Annotated in this window: 16 protein-coding genes; 9 read left to right on the plus strand and 7 right to left on the minus strand. The window is 39.8% G+C overall.

The window, feature by feature from the left end:
• Window positions 1-14 precede the first annotated feature (14 nt).
• Genes thrB through IHV09_RS10805 form a run of 3 tightly spaced genes read right to left on the minus strand, consistent with a single transcriptional unit; the run spans window position 15 to window position 3,282 of the window.
• Complete coding sequence (gene thrB / locus IHV09_RS10795; protein ID WP_197129447.1) at window positions 15-929, minus strand: homoserine kinase; 915 nt, start codon at window positions 927-929, stop codon at window positions 15-17.
• Complete coding sequence (gene thrC, locus IHV09_RS10800; RefSeq protein WP_197264487.1) at window positions 930-1,988, minus strand: threonine synthase; 1,059 nt, start codon at window positions 1,986-1,988, stop codon at window positions 930-932.
• Window position 1,989: 1 nt separating this feature from the next.
• Window positions 1,990-3,282 (minus strand): homoserine dehydrogenase, encoded by a 1,293-nt coding sequence (locus tag IHV09_RS10805; RefSeq protein WP_197264488.1) that lies wholly within the window; start codon window positions 3,280-3,282, stop codon window positions 1,990-1,992.
• Window positions 3,283-3,490: 208 nt separating this feature from the next.
• On the opposite strand from IHV09_RS10805, the gene IHV09_RS10810 reads away from it, so the two are divergent.
• Window positions 3,491-4,261 carry an STAS domain-containing protein gene (locus tag IHV09_RS10810; protein WP_197264489.1) on the plus strand — a complete coding sequence of 257 codons (771 nt, stop codon included), beginning with the start codon at window positions 3,491-3,493 and terminating at the stop codon, window positions 4,259-4,261.
• Here IHV09_RS10810 and IHV09_RS10815 read toward each other — a convergent pair.
• Entirely contained in the window at window positions 4,258-4,938 is a 681-nt protein-coding gene (locus IHV09_RS10815; protein ID WP_197264490.1) for a DNA alkylation repair protein, read from the minus strand. The two genes, IHV09_RS10810 and IHV09_RS10815, sit on opposite strands and share 4 nt — an antisense overlap.
• A gap of 231 nt (window positions 4,939-5,169) precedes the next feature.
• Here IHV09_RS10815 and IHV09_RS10820 point away from each other — a divergent pair, with 231 nt between their 5' ends.
• A complete protein-coding gene (locus tag IHV09_RS10820) occupies window positions 5,170-5,703 on the plus strand; it encodes an NfeD family protein (RefSeq protein ID WP_197264491.1) in 534 nt (177 codons plus the stop codon).
• A 15-nt stretch (window positions 5,704-5,718) separates the two neighbouring features.
• Window positions 5,719-7,284 carry a flotillin family protein gene (locus IHV09_RS10825; protein ID WP_197129465.1) on the plus strand — a complete coding sequence of 522 codons (1,566 nt, stop codon included), beginning with the start codon at window positions 5,719-5,721 and terminating at the stop codon, window positions 7,282-7,284.
• A 158-nt stretch (window positions 7,285-7,442) separates the two neighbouring features.
• On the opposite strand, the gene IHV09_RS10830 is transcribed toward IHV09_RS10825, so the two are convergent.
• On the minus strand, window positions 7,443-7,754 hold the full coding sequence (locus IHV09_RS10830; protein ID WP_197129468.1) for an MTH1187 family thiamine-binding protein: 312 nt from the start codon (window positions 7,752-7,754) through the stop codon (window positions 7,443-7,445).
• 72 nt (window positions 7,755-7,826) lie between these two features.
• Between IHV09_RS10830 and IHV09_RS10835 the strand changes: the two genes are divergently transcribed.
• The 6 genes from IHV09_RS10835 to brnQ all read left to right on the plus strand — a co-directional run bounded on the left by IHV09_RS10835 (window position 7,827) and on the right by brnQ (window position 12,681).
• The gene (locus IHV09_RS10835) at window positions 7,827-8,246 is read left to right on the plus strand and encodes a GNAT family N-acetyltransferase (protein WP_197264492.1); all 420 of its coding nucleotides are present in this window, start codon (window positions 7,827-7,829) and stop codon (window positions 8,244-8,246) included.
• A 52-nt stretch (window positions 8,247-8,298) separates the two neighbouring features.
• Complete coding sequence (locus IHV09_RS10840; RefSeq protein ID WP_197264493.1) at window positions 8,299-9,171, plus strand: Nif3-like dinuclear metal center hexameric protein; 873 nt, start codon at window positions 8,299-8,301, stop codon at window positions 9,169-9,171.
• Window positions 9,172-9,243: 72 nt separating this feature from the next.
• Window positions 9,244-9,777 carry a GNAT family N-acetyltransferase gene (locus IHV09_RS10845; RefSeq protein WP_197264494.1) on the plus strand — a complete coding sequence of 178 codons (534 nt, stop codon included), beginning with the start codon at window positions 9,244-9,246 and terminating at the stop codon, window positions 9,775-9,777.
• A gap of 111 nt (window positions 9,778-9,888) precedes the next feature.
• Window positions 9,889-10,503 carry a DedA family protein gene (locus IHV09_RS10850; protein ID WP_197264495.1) on the plus strand — a complete coding sequence of 205 codons (615 nt, stop codon included), beginning with the start codon at window positions 9,889-9,891 and terminating at the stop codon, window positions 10,501-10,503.
• Window positions 10,504-10,631: 128 nt separating this feature from the next.
• Window positions 10,632-11,174, plus strand: coding sequence for a YhcN/YlaJ family sporulation lipoprotein (locus IHV09_RS10855; protein WP_197129483.1), 543 nt, complete (start codon window positions 10,632-10,634; stop codon window positions 11,172-11,174).
• 193 nt (window positions 11,175-11,367) lie between these two features.
• Window positions 11,368-12,681 (plus strand): branched-chain amino acid transport system II carrier protein, encoded by a 1,314-nt coding sequence (brnQ, locus tag IHV09_RS10860; protein WP_197129486.1) that lies wholly within the window; start codon window positions 11,368-11,370, stop codon window positions 12,679-12,681.
• A gap of 50 nt (window positions 12,682-12,731) precedes the next feature.
• Here brnQ and IHV09_RS10865 read toward each other — a convergent pair whose 3' ends face one another.
• Entirely contained in the window at window positions 12,732-14,189 is a 1,458-nt protein-coding gene (locus IHV09_RS10865) for an NAD(P)/FAD-dependent oxidoreductase (protein ID WP_197264496.1), read from the minus strand.
• 498 nt (window positions 14,190-14,687) lie between these two features.
• Window positions 14,688-15,515 (minus strand): hypothetical protein, encoded by an 828-nt coding sequence (locus tag IHV09_RS10870; protein ID WP_197264497.1) that lies wholly within the window; start codon window positions 15,513-15,515, stop codon window positions 14,688-14,690.
• Between the last annotated feature and the right edge of the window lie 16 nt (window positions 15,516-15,531).

Raw genomic sequence — 15,531 nt, forward strand, 5'->3', positions numbered from 1 at the left:
TGTTTAAGTTTGAGTTATAGAGCAGCGGACAAACATTTTTCGACGACTACACCTCTGCGATCTGGAAAAACTGTTTCAAAGTGGTACTGAGGAAACAGTGCTGACAGTTGTTCTGTGATACCTGCTGCTTTTTGATGAGGCGTGAAACAGACGATGGATGGTCCCGATCCACTTATAGCTGCACCATAAGCACCGAGCTCGATTGCTTTTTCCTTAAGTTCAGCATACAGGGGAACCCATTTCGAACGAAACGGTTCATGAAACAAATCGCGGTTCATCATATCGGCTGCTTTCTTCCAGTCGTTCTTCATCAATGCTGCAACAAGAACATTGCTGATCGCGCTTCCTTCAACCGCCTTGTTGAAGGGAAGAAGGTTTGGCAGAGAGCCTCTAGACTGTTTCGTATGAAGAACTCCATCTGGAATGGCAACGATCATCTCAACTGCAACATCTGGTACATGGACCGTTTCTACCACTTGTCCATTGTAAAAACTGATCGTGAGACCACCAAAGATGGCAGGAATCACATTATCAGGATGTTCTTCTAGTGAACTTGCAAGTAGTGATTTTGATTCTTTAGAAAGTTCAAGGTTTAAAAGGATGTTTGCGAGTTCGATGCCTGCCACGATCGCTGATGCAGAACTTCCCATTCCTTTTGATGTTGGAAACGTACTAACCACATCTAGCTGACACGGAGGCAGTTTTTTTCTAAAAGAATCTGCTGTGAAATGTGCAGCATGCATGATTAAGTTATTCTCATCTTTATTGAATGCTTGAAGTTCTTCGCCGTGAAATGTTGTTTTTCTCGGAGCGAACGGCTGAACGTGAACTGTTAAGTATCTATTTAGCGCAAGCCCGACAGAATCAAAGCCGGGACCAAGATTGGCTGTACTTGCTGGAACATGAATAGAAAAAGGTTCTGCTTTCATTTAAACAACACATCCTTTTAGCTGTTGACGTAGTAGATCAAAATCATTCGGAATTAGGATTGGTTCTTGTTGCACTGTTTTTAGCGCGATGTCAGGGTCTTTAAGACCATTGCCGGTTAGGATGGCCACAACCGAAGCGCCTTTTGGAAGCAAACCTTGTTTGTGTTGTTTATACAATCCAGCAATCGTACTGCAAGAAGCAGGTTCAGCGAAAACACCTTCTTTGGATGCAAGCATCTGATAAGCTTCTAAGATTTCTTCATCTGTAACAGCATCAATGACCCCACCTGATTCTTCTAATGCAGATGAAGCTAACTTCCAGCTCGCAGGATTCCCGATTCGGATGGCAGTTGCAATCGTTTCAGGATTCTTTACCACAGAGCCGTTTACGATAGGAGCTGCACCGGCTGCTTGAAATCCATGAATACGGGGGAGTCCAGAGGATCTCACTGCATCATACTCTTTGAACCCTTTCCAATAAGCACTAATGTTACCAGCGTTTCCAACGGGTATTGCTAGGATGTCAGGAGCTCCGTCTAGCGCATCAACCAATTCGAAAGCTGCTGTTTTCTGTCCTTCCAGACGATATGGATTTACAGAGTTAACAAGAGTGAAATCTTCTTCATCACTCATTTTCTGTACCATCTGAAGAGCTTCATCAAAATTTCCTTCTATCGCAAAAATCTCTGCTCCATACATTTTTGCTTGAGCCAATTTTCCTTGAGCGATCTTACCATCTGGAATGACAACGATACATCTGAGGCCAGCTCTTGCGCCATAAGCCGCAGCTGCAGCGGATGTATTTCCTGTAGATGCACAGATGATCGCTCTGCTGCCTTCTTCTTTCGCTTTTGCCACAGCCATCACCATGCCTCTGTCTTTAAAAGAGCCTGTCGGATTCGCTCCTTCGTACTTCGCATAAAGGTTGATACCCCATTCCTTAGATAGATGTGTCAGGGGAATGAGTGGAGTATGCCCTTCGTTTAAAGATAGGAGGGGAGTAGACTCATTGACCGGCAAATATTCTTTATATTGATGTAAAAGTCCTTTCCAATGCATGTTAAGCTCCCTCCACACGATAGTGACTTTTGATTTCTTGTACCATTTCAGAGTCACGAAGCAGGTTGTATACGTGACTATCTTGCTGCTTGTTCGTTCCGTGTGTAACGATCACAACTTCTGCTACTCCTTTGTGATCAACAGGGCTCTGAATTAATTTTTCAAGTGAGATGTCATGCAGTGAAAACAGAGAAGTGATCGAAGAAAAGGCACCTGCCTCATCTTTCACGTACAATCGGTAAAAGAATTTTCCGTCGATCTCGTTCGGCTGTTTTAACTGTTTATCAAACTGCGGTGCAACTACGCTTTTACCATTAACACCAAGTCGCATGTTTTTCACCACGGCAACTAAATCAGAAACCACTGAAGTAGCAGTTGGAAGCTGCCCGGCACCTGGTCCGAAGAACATGGTTTCTCCTACAGATTCACCGTAAACATAGACCGCGTTATATTCATTTTGAACACTTGCTAGCGGATGTGAGTCGGGCAGAAGAGTGGGCTCAACACTGATCTCCACTTTTCCGTTATCCTTTTTTGCGTTTCCGATCAGTTTCAGCGTATAACCGAACTGGCGTGCATATTCAAGATCTTCTTGTGTAACTTTTGAAATACCTGAAACAGTTACATCATCCAAGTGGATGTGCATGGAGAATCCGAGTGTTGAGAGAATCGCCATTTTTCTCGCGGCATCGATACCTTCAACATCAGATGTAGGATCTGCTTCTGCGTATCCAAGATCTTGAGCTTCTTTTAATACTTCTTCATAGTTGCGCTGTTGTTTATCCATTTTTGTAAGAATGTAGTTCGTTGTTCCGTTGACGATTCCCATCATCTTTGTAATTTTGTCTGAAGCTAACCCATCGACGAGTGAACGAATAATAGGGATGCCTCCTGCAACACTTGCTTCATAGAATAGATCGCATTCATTCTCATGAGCTACTTGTAAAAGCTCTGCACCGTATAAGGCCATCAGATCTTTGTTTGCCGTAATCACATGCTTTTTGTTTTGAAGAGCAAGTGTGATGTATTCTCGCGCTAGTTCAATGCCACCCATCACTTCTATTACAACCTGAATATTTGGATTTTGGATGACGTCCTCAGGATGCTGTGTTAACCATTCATTGTTAATGGAGACTAGGCGTTCTTTATCTACATTCTGAACGAGTATCTTCTCAATAAAAACAGGGCATCCAACTCGGTGCTGCAATTCTTCTCGATTTCCTTCAATCATTCTAACAACACCGCTGCCGACAGTTCCTAAACCTAAAAGTCCTACTGAAACGTGAGTAACCATTTTATCCGCCCCTTTGTTTTTATGGAAAATACACATGTATGTTTGATATGGACATTTTACATGGTGTTGGAACATCATACAACAGGATTTTTTGTAAAGATTTAGATAGCGCTTACATTAACGAGGTCTATTTAGTCTTTTTTTATAGAGTAATAGGATAATCTCCGATATGATAGGAACAGGACTGTAAAAAAGGGGAGCGCTTCTTATGGCTTATGAGTTAGAAGAAACGGTTAAGGACACACTGAATTGTTTAGAAGAGAATATCTTTTATATAGATCAAGACTTGCACATTTCTTGGATGAATCATAGCAGCAAGAATTTAATAGAAATGATGAAGACTTACCTTAAAATAGAATCTTCCGAAGACATTCTTGGCTTACCTATTAGAAGTTTTCATAAAAGCTCTTTTCAAGAAGAGCTGTTAAAAAAAGGTGAGTTTCCGATCGATATGCAGATTGTTCTCTTTAATAAGTTTGTTGCAAGATTGATCGTGAAAGAACTAATCTTGCAGAATGAGAAAAGGGGCTATCTGTTAACGTGGAAAGATATAACAGAGCGTGAACAAGAAAAGGAAAAAACAAAAGAACTTCTTAATGAACTAGCGACGCCTATTCTTCAAACAATCGCAGACCATACGCTGTTAGTGCCGCTGATTGGAGAGCTAACACTCGAGAGACTTGAGACGTTGACTACGAAACTATTAAAAGAATGCTTAAACAATGAAGCGGATTATGTCATCTTAGACTTTTCAGGTGTAACAACCATCACAGATCCTGAGCTGGGGCATGAGATTCAAAAGCTTACAGATGCGATTAAGTTGATGGGAGCAGATGTATTGTACTGCGGTTTTCCAAAAGAAATGGTTAAAAATATGGTTTCTCTTGGTGTACATACGAATCAACGTTCATTTGTATCATTTCGAAATGCTATTCGTTATGTTGTTTCAGAACTTCAAAATAAAGAAGCAGCCGTTTAGTGCGGCTGCTTTGTCTTTTTAATATTTTTAATCGCCTCTTTATAGGAAAGTGGACTTAACTCCTCTGTATGAACGAACTCCCATACCCAATCGGCGTCAGTGTAGGCATATTCTCTCAACGCCCATCCAATGCCTTTCCGGATAAAGAAATCTTGATCGTACTTTGTATCCTTAATAATTTGTGCTAGGAGCTCTTTATCGGTCTTGTCTTTGTACCCGAGTTGAAATAGAATGGCCGATCGCATAAGCCAGATGTTTTTTGATGCGATCCAACGTTCCGTAACGTGTTCAATCTCTTCTGGAAACTTCATCAAATAATAGCCTGCGATATGTTTAGCAATATGATCAACCGTATCCCACCAGCTTTTATTCACGATGGTATATTCGATCCAATCTATATCCTCTTTTGTCATCTGCTTCTTTAATTTTTCTATTATTGTAAACGTGGCATACTGCATTTCGCGTTCTGGCCGAGACCAAGCTTCTTTAATTAATGATGGTAGTTCTTCTTTTGAAGGTAATCCATACTCTTTTAAAAATTCCTTCATACTTTGTTTCAAAATGGGAGAACGAATTCCGAAAAATTCGAACTGATCACGCATATATTTTTTCATGGGTTCTGCATCTTCTTTATTCGCTTGTTTGTTTAAATACTGCCACAATTTTTCTTCATACATGGGATTTCACTCCTTTTAACAAAATTATACAAAATATTGTTAACTAACTGAAACTTTTTTCTGTAACTCTCGTAAATATCTATATAAAACCAATATTGGAAATTAATTATTGTCGACAAAATTTTACAATCTTTTTTGTTTCACTTTGTTAAGGTTATATCAAATTCGACAAAAGGGCGTGGTCATTTATAGCTTTGCAATAAAAAGTATATGAAGACAGGAGAGATGACCGTGGAACTATTCGGATATCCGTTGTCTACGATCTATTTAGGAAGCTTTATCATTTTTGGGTGCATCACTTTTGTATACATTCTTTTTGGTGACATGCTCGATGCAGCAATGGACTTTTTGCACCCATCGCTCATCTTATCCTTTTTTACAATCGGGACGGCTTCGGGCTATTTATTAGAAATCATGACTGAAATTAACAGCTGGTTCATTATGGTTTTCAGTGGATTACTTTCACTGTTACTCGTGACTCTTTTAAACGTTTTCGTCTTGATGCCGATCCGTTCATCGGAAGAATCATTAGCTTATCGAGATGAAGATCTAAAGGGAAGAGTGGGCACCGTAATAACTTCGGTTCCGCCGGATGGATTTGGCGAGATCTTAATTGAAGGCATCAGCGGAAGGATCTCTAAATCCGCAATAAGCATGGATAACAAACCGATCTCTCAAGGTGAAAAAGTGTTGATCATTGATATCCAAAAAGGAGTCGTATCCGTCATGCGTTATGAGCAAGTGGAACAAACATATATTCATTAAACTGGAGGGGTTATTATGAGTTTTTCACCGTTGTTTATCGTTATCGGGGTTGCCGTATTCTTAGTCGTTGCTCTTATTAGTGTTTTTATTACAAAGTATAGAACGGCGAGCCCAGATGAAGCATTAATCGTAACAGGAAGCTTCTTAGGAAGCAAGAACGTGAATATCGACGAAGCAGGCAATCGTATTAAGATCGTTCGTGGAGGCGGTACGTTCGTACTTCCTGTTTTCCAACAAGCAAAGCCACTTAGTTTGTTAACGAGTAAGTTAGATGTACAAACACCAGAAGTATATACAGAGCAAGGTGTTCCCGTTATGGCTGACGGAACAGCGATCATTAAAGTAGGAAGCTCAATCGGTGAGATCGCGACTGCTGCTGAGCAGTTCTTAGGAAAGTTGAAGGAAGATCGTGAAAATGAAGCACGTGAAGTCCTTGAAGGTCATTTGCGTTCTATCTTAGGATCGATGACGGTTGAAGAGATCTATAAGAATCGTGAAAAATTCTCGCAGGAAGTTCAACGTGTAGCTTCTCAAGATCTAGCTAAAATGGGATTGATCATCGTATCGTTTACGATCAAAGATCTTCGTGATAAGAATGGATACCTAGATTCTCTTGGTAAGCCTCGTATCGCACAGATTAAGCGCGACGCTGACATGGCGATGGCAGAAGCTGAAAAAGAAACGCGTATCAAACGTGCTGAAGCAGATAAAGAAGCAAAGCAGTCTGAGTTAGGCCGCGCGACAGAAGTAGCGGAAGCTGAAAAGATGAATCAGTTGAAAGTGGCTGAGTTCCGTCGTGAACAAGATGTGGCTAAAGCCCGTGCTGACCAGGCTTACCACCTAGAAGAAGCGATCGCAAAACAGCAAGTAACAGAACAACAGATGCAGATTAAGATCATCGAGCGTCAAAAGCAGATCGAACTTGAAGAAAAAGAGATTCTTCGTCGTGAAAAGCAATACGACTCAGAAGTTAAGAAGAAAGCTGATGCAGACCGTTATGCAGTTGAACAAAACGCAGAAGCTGACAAACGCAAACAGGTCGCTGAGGCAGATGCTCATAAGTATCGTGTTGAAGCCATGGCAAAAGCCGAAGCAGAGAAAGTACGCCTAGACGGACTTTCAAGAGCAGAAGCGGAACGTGCAAAAGGGGAGTCCGAAGCAGATGTTATCCGTCTGAAAGGTCTTGCTGAAGCAGAAGCGAAACAGAAGATCGCTGAAGCGTTTGAGTTATATGGTCAGGCAGCGATGATGGATATGATGATCAAGATGCTTCCAGAATACGCGAAGCAAGTGGCAGCACCACTTTCTAACATCGATAAAATTACGGTCGTGGATACAGGCGGCGGTGAGAACGGTGGAGCAAACCGTATTACGGGTTACGCGACGAATTTAATGTCATCACTTCAAGAATCTTTAAAAGCATCTTCAGGCATTGATGTTAAAGAACTGCTAGAAAACTTCTCTGGCAAAGGGAATGTTCGTAATAGCATCGACGATCTTCGTATCGAATTTGCTAAAAAAGAGCCGAATGCAGTGGCAACAAAGGAAAAAGCAGAAGTAAAAGCATCAAAGGGCGAATAAATAAAGAAAAAGCTTACTCTGGATGGGTCGAAATAGCCCCTGTAAGAGTAAGCTTTTTGTAAATATGTTTGCTAAGGAGACGTTGAGCGAAATTTATGCTCGTTCGCGGAGATATATGCTCGTTCGCTGAGATTCCACGTGCCAGCCAGATTCAACGATTACTCCTTATTCATCTGAGCCTCGACAGCCTCAAGCTTTCCTGCCATCGTAGACTTTTTATCGCGGCGGTCATCGATGCGAATATTTGTGGCTACTCGCTGAATGCCATTTGAGAAAGGAACTTCATGAAGCTGCTGAATTACATGAAAGAGATCTGGAAGCTCGCCTTCAATCAATGTACTCATAGGTGTAAGCTGGTAATTTACCTTATCTTCGTTTTGCTGAAGAACTTTTTGTATTTCAGCTACATATTCACTAACACTAGGAGTTTCAGTACCGATTGGAATGATCGTAATATCTACAATTGCCATAAATAAAACACCTCAACTTTTTACTTTATTGTAGCAAAACCAAACATAATGACAAACAAAAGGACGATAACTATGGAAATTCAGTATGCGAAGAAACACCATCTTCAAAAAATAATAGAATTAGATAAAAAAATAATAGGAAGTGATCACAGGAAAGAAGAGCTCGAACATGCGATAAAAGAGGAAAGATGTCTTATCCTCTATCAGGAGGATGAAATCGCTGCTTTTTTAATCTATCATACTCACTTCTTTGACTGCTGTTTTATATCGCTTATCATGGTTGATCCGGCTCATCAAAGAAAAGGATTGGCGAGTAGTTTGTTAACACACATGAGTAGGATCTCACCTACAAATAAGCTATTCTCATCCACAAATGAATCAAATGAATCTATGAAAAAGGTATTTATCAAGAACAATTTTAAGAAAAGCGGATTTATCGATAACTTAGATGAAGGAGATCCAGAGATTATTTATTATAGAAATTGTTACTAAATGTTTGGGCCGCCTTCAACAAGCATCCCTATAAAAGAAAGGAAGAAACAAGATGGTGGAACTAAAAAGAATAGATGAGGCGATCGATGAACTTTTTACATATAGAAATATTGGAACTGATCCAGCGTTCAGTAGGTTTCTTCCGATGGTTTACGATCTCATCGATTTTGATTGGCGCAATGAGTTCCAACCTGAATTTACCAAACTGTTCAACGGACTCATGCTTAGAGGAGACGAAAAGGTAAATCGAGTATTTTTGGCTGTTTTCCCTACAGAAGAAATTTTAGAAAGATTCATTGCTGAAAGTCATCCAGGAGATCTGTTATTTATGCATCATCCCATTGTGATGGAATGCGGAGATCCAAAAGGGAAATGGGGAAGAGGTTTTATGCCGATACCTCCTCATTTTATCCAGCAGATGAAGAAAAGACGTTTATCGGTATTTACGATTCATGTACCACTCGATTATTCAAGGGTAATCAGTACGAGTGATGCGTGGGGAGAAGCATTAAACGCAAAAGTGATTGGAGAACTATTGAAGGATGATAATGGAGCTTGTGGTATTCTTTGTGAAATAGCTCCTACTTCTACAGAGGACTTGATTCATCATTCAACCGAATTGTTCGGAATTCCTTATGCTGATGTGCATGGTCCTATTCATAAAAACATAACGAAGATCGCGATTGTTGCAGGATGCGGTGATAAAGTAGAAGCAATGATCGAGGCGGAAAAGATGGGTGCAGAAGCCTATTTGACAGGTGAGGTGCATTGCCACATCGATAATGATTACGGTAAAAAGAAGTATGAACAGATGAAAAGCTATATTGCTCAAAGTACAATGAGCTTAATCGGCGTATCGCATGCTGCTTCCGAATATTTAGTTCATGCTACACAGTTGAAATCTTGGTTTGAAGAGCAGTTTTAATTGCGTGTAACGCTATTACCTCAAAGTAAATGGTGGGTATGATCACAACAAAAAAAGAGGTGGGAAGAAGACATGAACATTCGGCGAGCGAAAATAACAGATGCAGCAGAAATTGCGAAAGTACACGTGAAAAGCTGGCAGCAATCGTATAAAGGTCTAGTAGATGACGATTATCTATCACAGATGTCAGTTACGGAAAGAGAACAAAGATGGAGTGAATGGTTGGTCCAGAAATCGCACATTGTTCTTGTTTTAGAAGATGAGAATCATCATTTATGTGGCTTTATTTCTGGAGGTTCGATCAGGTCACAACATCAATATGAGAGTGAGATATATGCTTTTTACTTTGAAAAAACAGTGCAACAAAAAGGACATGGAACAAGAATGCTTAAGGCGTTCTGTAAAGAACTAACATCAATAGGGAAGAAAAGTATGATCCTGTGGGTATTGAAAGAAAATCCATCCAAACAAGCATATATTTCAACAGGTGGGAAAAAGATAGATGAAGAACAGATAACAATAGGAAAGCAGCATTTGTTTGAAGAATGCTTTGCATGGGATGACATAACGTATATACTAACTACTAGTACCGAACAAACGACTTAAATACATAGAAAAAATAACAATGCGTTTTACTGAAATGTATTTTCCTCTTTCCAAATTACCCAATTTATCGTTACAATGGTAGAAGGTGTAAAAAAAGAAGTTGGTGACGTCATGGAATTTGACTTAATAAATATCATACATCAATATAGCTATTTTGGTATTTTTCTACTATTGGCATTAGGTATTATCGGCTTACCTATCCCGGATGAGATCCTTTTGGCCACTGTAGGATACTTCATTTTTGCAGGAGATCTTCCTTTTTTACCTGCTGTAATGAGTGCTTTTTTTGGAGCGATAGCAGGTATTACGGGTAGCTATTATTTTGGAAACATCTGTGGTAAACCTCTGTTAAAAAAGTTAGGCCCAAAATTTGGGGTATCTGAAGAAAAAATAGAAAAAACACAAAATTTCTTTTTAAAGTATGGAAAATCAGCATTGTTTTTTGGCTACTTTATGCCGGGAATAAGACACCTGACCGCTTATTTTGCTGGAATGTATTCTTTAAATTGGAGACAATTCGCACTTTACGCTTATAGTGGTGCTTTGTTCTGGTGTTCCTTCTTTATCGTGATCGGCTATCAATTGGCAGGTCGATGGGCTCTAGTCATGGAAGTAATCCATAAAGTAGGTCTGTTCGCATTTACAATCGTAATCCTTAGTGTTGTTGCTTGGTTCATCTTTAAACCGAAAAACAAAGGTTCCTATTCAAATGGATGGTTTAAATAATTATGTCTTCCAATGCTGGAAGGCTTTTTTTTATGTCTTTTAACAAAAATCATTGCTATGTATATTTTCTCTTCAACAAACAAATTTTATTAGATGACAGTCAAAAATTTTTAAAGGAGTGTCATTTAATGAAAAAGACTATTCTCGTTACTTCAATGGCCGTGATGCTATCATCGTTTCTAGGTGCTTGTGGAATGAACAACAACGACAAGGACATGGGAAAAGAAGCGCGTAACAACATGACTGAAGTGAACTACGACAACCGTGCTGACCGAAATATGGATAACATGAACAACAACATGGATATGGGTATGGATAATCAGTACGACGAAAACACGCGTATGGATGTAGCAGATAAAGCGGCGAATAAAGTAACAGATCTTAAAGAAGTAGACGATGCGACCGTTATCGTTACAGAGAACAATGCTTATGTAGCTGCAAAGCTTAAAGGCGGCGAGAGCATGAAGCTTTCGAGAGAGACAGAAAAGAAAATCGGCGATACCGTTCGAAAAACAGATCCTGATATCAATGATGTCTTTGTTTCAACGAACCCTGACTTCATCGATCGTATGAACGGATATGCTGACGAGATTAACAAAGGAAATCCTGTTTCAGGTTTTGTAAGAGAGTTCAACGATACGATTAAGCGTGTGTTCCCAACTAATCGTTAAATGAGTAAAAGGGCTGAGTATGTCTCAGTCCTTTACTTACGAAAACATTTGTTAGAAAATTCATTATATCTGAATATTGACTCCAATCTCATATCGTGTTACAAATACATATGGATAAAAAAATATTTCGACAAAATTCGATAATTACAATAAAAACGAAATCATATAGATGACCACGGAGGAGGAATTTAATATGCAGAAGCGGACGCTCTCGGTGGGCTTAATGTTATTTGCTTTATTTTTTGGAGCAGGAAATTTAATTTTTCCGCCAGCATTGGGTCAGTCAGCAGGGGAAATGGTCTGGCAGTCCATGGTTGGCTTTTTCATAACAGGAGTTGGATTACCTTTATTGGGTGTAATCGCACTAGCACGTACGGGTGGTGGCCTACAAACCTTAACGGAACGAGTTAATCCGTTATTCGGTTCTGTTTTCGCAATCATACTTTATTTAGCCATAGGGCCTTTCTTTGGAATCCCTAGAACTGGAACTGTTTCTTATGAGATGGCAGTCGTTCCTTTCTTACCAGAAAGTATGAACAATGGTCTGACGCTTTTCTTGTTTACAGTTGTATTCTTTGCCGTAACGTATTGGCTTTCGTTAAATCCATCAAAACTTGTAGACCGAATCGGTAATATCTTAACGCCAGTATTATTGCTCATTATCGTATCTCTTTTAGTTAAAGCGATCATTACTCCGGTTGGAAAACTAGGTACTGCATCTCCTAATTATGCAAGTAATCCTTTAGTTAAAGGGTTTATGGATGGATATTTGACGATGGATACACTAGGAGCACTTGCGTTTGGTATCGTAGTCATCACAGCAGTGAAACGACCAGAGATGAAAAAAGAACAAGTAACCAAGATGGTTATTAAGGCAGGACTGATCGCAGCTACTTGTTTGGCCGCAGTTTATGGTATTTTAGCTTATTTAGGAGCTACAAGTCAGGCACTAGGCAAAACGGATAATGGCGGTCAGATCCTTACGAATGTTGTAGCAGAACTTTTTGGACCGTTTGGAAACGTACTCCTTGGTCTAGCTGTAGCACTAGCTTGTCTTACAACTTCAGTAGGTCTTGTAACAGCTTGTGGAGAATTTGCAAAAAAAATGTTCCCGAATGTTTCTTATAAAACAGTTGTACTTCTTATGAGTGTTTTCAGTGCTGGTATTGCAAACCTAGGATTAACACAGTTAATCTCAGTTTCTGTACCTGTTTTAACAGCGATCTATCCAATTGCGATTGTTTTGATTCTGCTTTCTTTCCTACATGATTTATTCTCTGGGAGAAAAGAAGTATATATCGGTGGAATCGTAGCAACTGCACTTGTCTCAATAGCAGATGGATTAAAAGCTTTTGGACTTAAACTGGGTGCGATCGAACAAATTTATTTGCATATCCCTCTTTATGCAGATGGAATCGGGTGGCTGCTCCCTGCTATCATAGGATCAGTTGTAGGTTTTATCATTGCCGTAATAAGAGGTAGAATCGTCATCTTCTCTACAAATTAAGAAAAAGAGAATGCCTTAGGATTAGATCCTAAGGCATTTTTTTATGTTATTTAAACCAACGCTGGTGTTTTTTCTTTTATCTTAGCTGCAACGTTTTGAGCAATCCATACGCCACATGCACTTGCTTGGGCGAGACCACGCGTGATTCCAGCACCATCTCCACCAACATAGAGGCCGTTGATCTCTGACTCGAATTTATCATCAAGCTTTGGACGTGCAGAATAGAACTTAGCTTCTACACCATAAAACAATGTGTGTTCTGATGCGATACCAGGTGTTACTTTATCTAATGCCTCAGTCATTTCAATCAAACTTTTCATCGTGTTATAAGGAAGCACAAGCCCTAGGTCGCCAGGTACAGCTTCTTTTAATGTTGGAGAAAGGAAGCCTTCTTTAATTCGTTTATCCGTAGATCGACGTCCTTTTAAGATATCACCATACTTCTGAACGACAAGGCCACCCATAGAAAGCTGATTGGCAAGTCTTGAAACCTCATGAGCGTATTCTGTAGGCTGATCAAACGGTTCAGCGAATTGATGTGATACAAGGAGTGCAAAGTTTGTGTTCTCACTGCCTAGCTTAGGATCTTTATAGGCGTGTCCGTTCGCAAGCATGATACCAGAATGGTTCTCTACGACAACATGTCCAGAAGGGTTGGAACAAAACGTTCTTACTTTTGTGCCGACAGATGTATTAAAAACAAATTTACCTTCATAAAGATGCTTGTTGATCTCTTCCATCACTAAGTTAGAAGTTTCAACACGAACGCCAATGTCGACTTGGTTAGCTGTCATTTTTATACGTCTTTTTTTAAGAATTTTCGTGAGCCATGTTGAACCATCGCGACCGGGAACAATAACAACTTTCTCTGATGTAAGAGATGTTCCGTCTTTTAGAAGGATTCCTTTTGCTACATATCCTTCAGCCGTTCGTTCGGTAATGAGATCTTCAACCTCAGCTTTATATTTCATCTCAATGCGTGTTTTTAAGTATTCATAGATGCTTTTCAGTATTTCAAGGTTTTGTTCTGTACCAAGATGACGAACTTGAGCTCTTAGAAGCTTCAAACCAGCTGCATAACCGCGCTTTTCAATATCCTTGACTTCTGGTGTAAGAGGGTCTGTGATTGAATCAGTGGCTCCGTGCTCTAAGTTGATCTCATCTACATATTTAATAAGTTCAACCACTTGTTCTTCCGATTGGTAATCTGTCATCCATCCTCCGAATTCGCTCGTAATATTGAACTTTCCATCCGAATAAGCTCCTGCTCCGCCAAAACCATTTGTGATCGAACAAGCTGGTAAACAACCGGCAAATTCTTTTCTGCCTGCTGCAGGCGGACATTTTTGAATTTTCTTTTCTAAAATCGGGCACGAACGTGCATAGATGTCATGTCCCTTATCTATTAACAAAATCTTTGCATCTGGAAGCTGTCTCGTTAGTTCGTAGCTCGTAAAAATTCCTGCAGGACCTGCGCCAACAACAATTACATCATAATGGGTATTCATAATAATCCCCCTTGAAATACTTGGTAGTTTTTCTAGAATTGTTTTTTCCCTTGGTAAATATAACAATTATTAAGGTGGATTTCAACTAAAATACGAACAATTTAATAAAAAAATATACTTTTATTCGTGTTTTAGTTCTGAAGGGTGATTGATATGAGGATTGACTGAAAATCAGGAAATAAGATTACAATGTAAAAACAGGTATGAGAACCGATTTTCTTTTTATCCCCACCACTCTCAAAACAAAAGGCTATTTTCTAAAAGATTGTTGATTTAATATCTTTTGTCTACCTCTTTGACTGTTGATTGGAGTGGAAGGTGCGAGACTCCTGTGGGACAGGCTGGCAGGTGAGACACTTAAAAGTGAAACGCCCAAATGTGGCTCACCGCCTGCCCCGCGGAAAGCGAGCAGCCTGGAACGGAAATCAACACTCCTAAAAGCAACAAAGTTTACGAGAACAGCCCAAAAAAAACCTAAAGAAGGGGCTTCTTCAGGTTTTAGAATCTGATCTTCATAATCTTCCAGCCGTCTGTCATTGATTTTCGTTCCATTAAAAAGGTAAATGTATCTGTTTGTAATCCGTTATCATCGTACTTTTTTACTCTAGCTCTTATTTCAGTTCGAACAACAGGAGGATACCTAGTACTTGGAGATCTGATCTCATATTGCATACTTGTGATTCCTTTGAACAGCTCCGTAACGGTCGAGTCTTCAAGCAGGTTCCTGTTTAGGACAGGCATAGCTAATTTGATGTCTTGCTGTTTCATGCCGACTAAAAACATAGAAACTGCTTGTTTCGCACTTGCTCCAGCTGCGTATTTAGAAAGTTGTCCGCCAGCTTTTAAGATCATAAATTGATGAGAAGGATCAATATTGCGTGTTCGGTGTGTTGAACTACCTAAAAAATGTATACAAAAATGGCCAGGAAATCCGTTTTCTAATGCGCCTGCTCCATGAGGCATTCCATGCATGCTGCCTGCGAGCATTCTGCCTTTTACGGGAATAAGTATAGCTCGTCGATTCCAGCTCCATTTATCGTTATATAGATGCTTTAAAACAGCTGTATCATCGCGGGTCAACGGCTGTACATCGGCATGCTTATTGCCAGCCCTTCTTTGTACTTGAAAATAAAAGCCGGTCTCTAGATCTACGACTTTAAATGTAGCACCTTTAGGAAGGAGTTTGTTTACTTTCTCCCATTCTACAACCTCCCCCTTTTTTACGATTGGGAAATAAGTTAGGGGTTCTTTTGCTTCAGAGGTGAGGGGAAAGAAGAAGCTTAAACAAGCAGTTAATAGAACTCCAGTCATGATCTTATTCCACATAGTCAGTCCTCAATTC

The organism is Fictibacillus sp. 23RED33 (assembly GCF_015903925.1).
GTDB lineage: Bacteria > Bacillota > Bacilli > Bacillales > Fictibacillaceae > Fictibacillus > Fictibacillus phosphorivorans.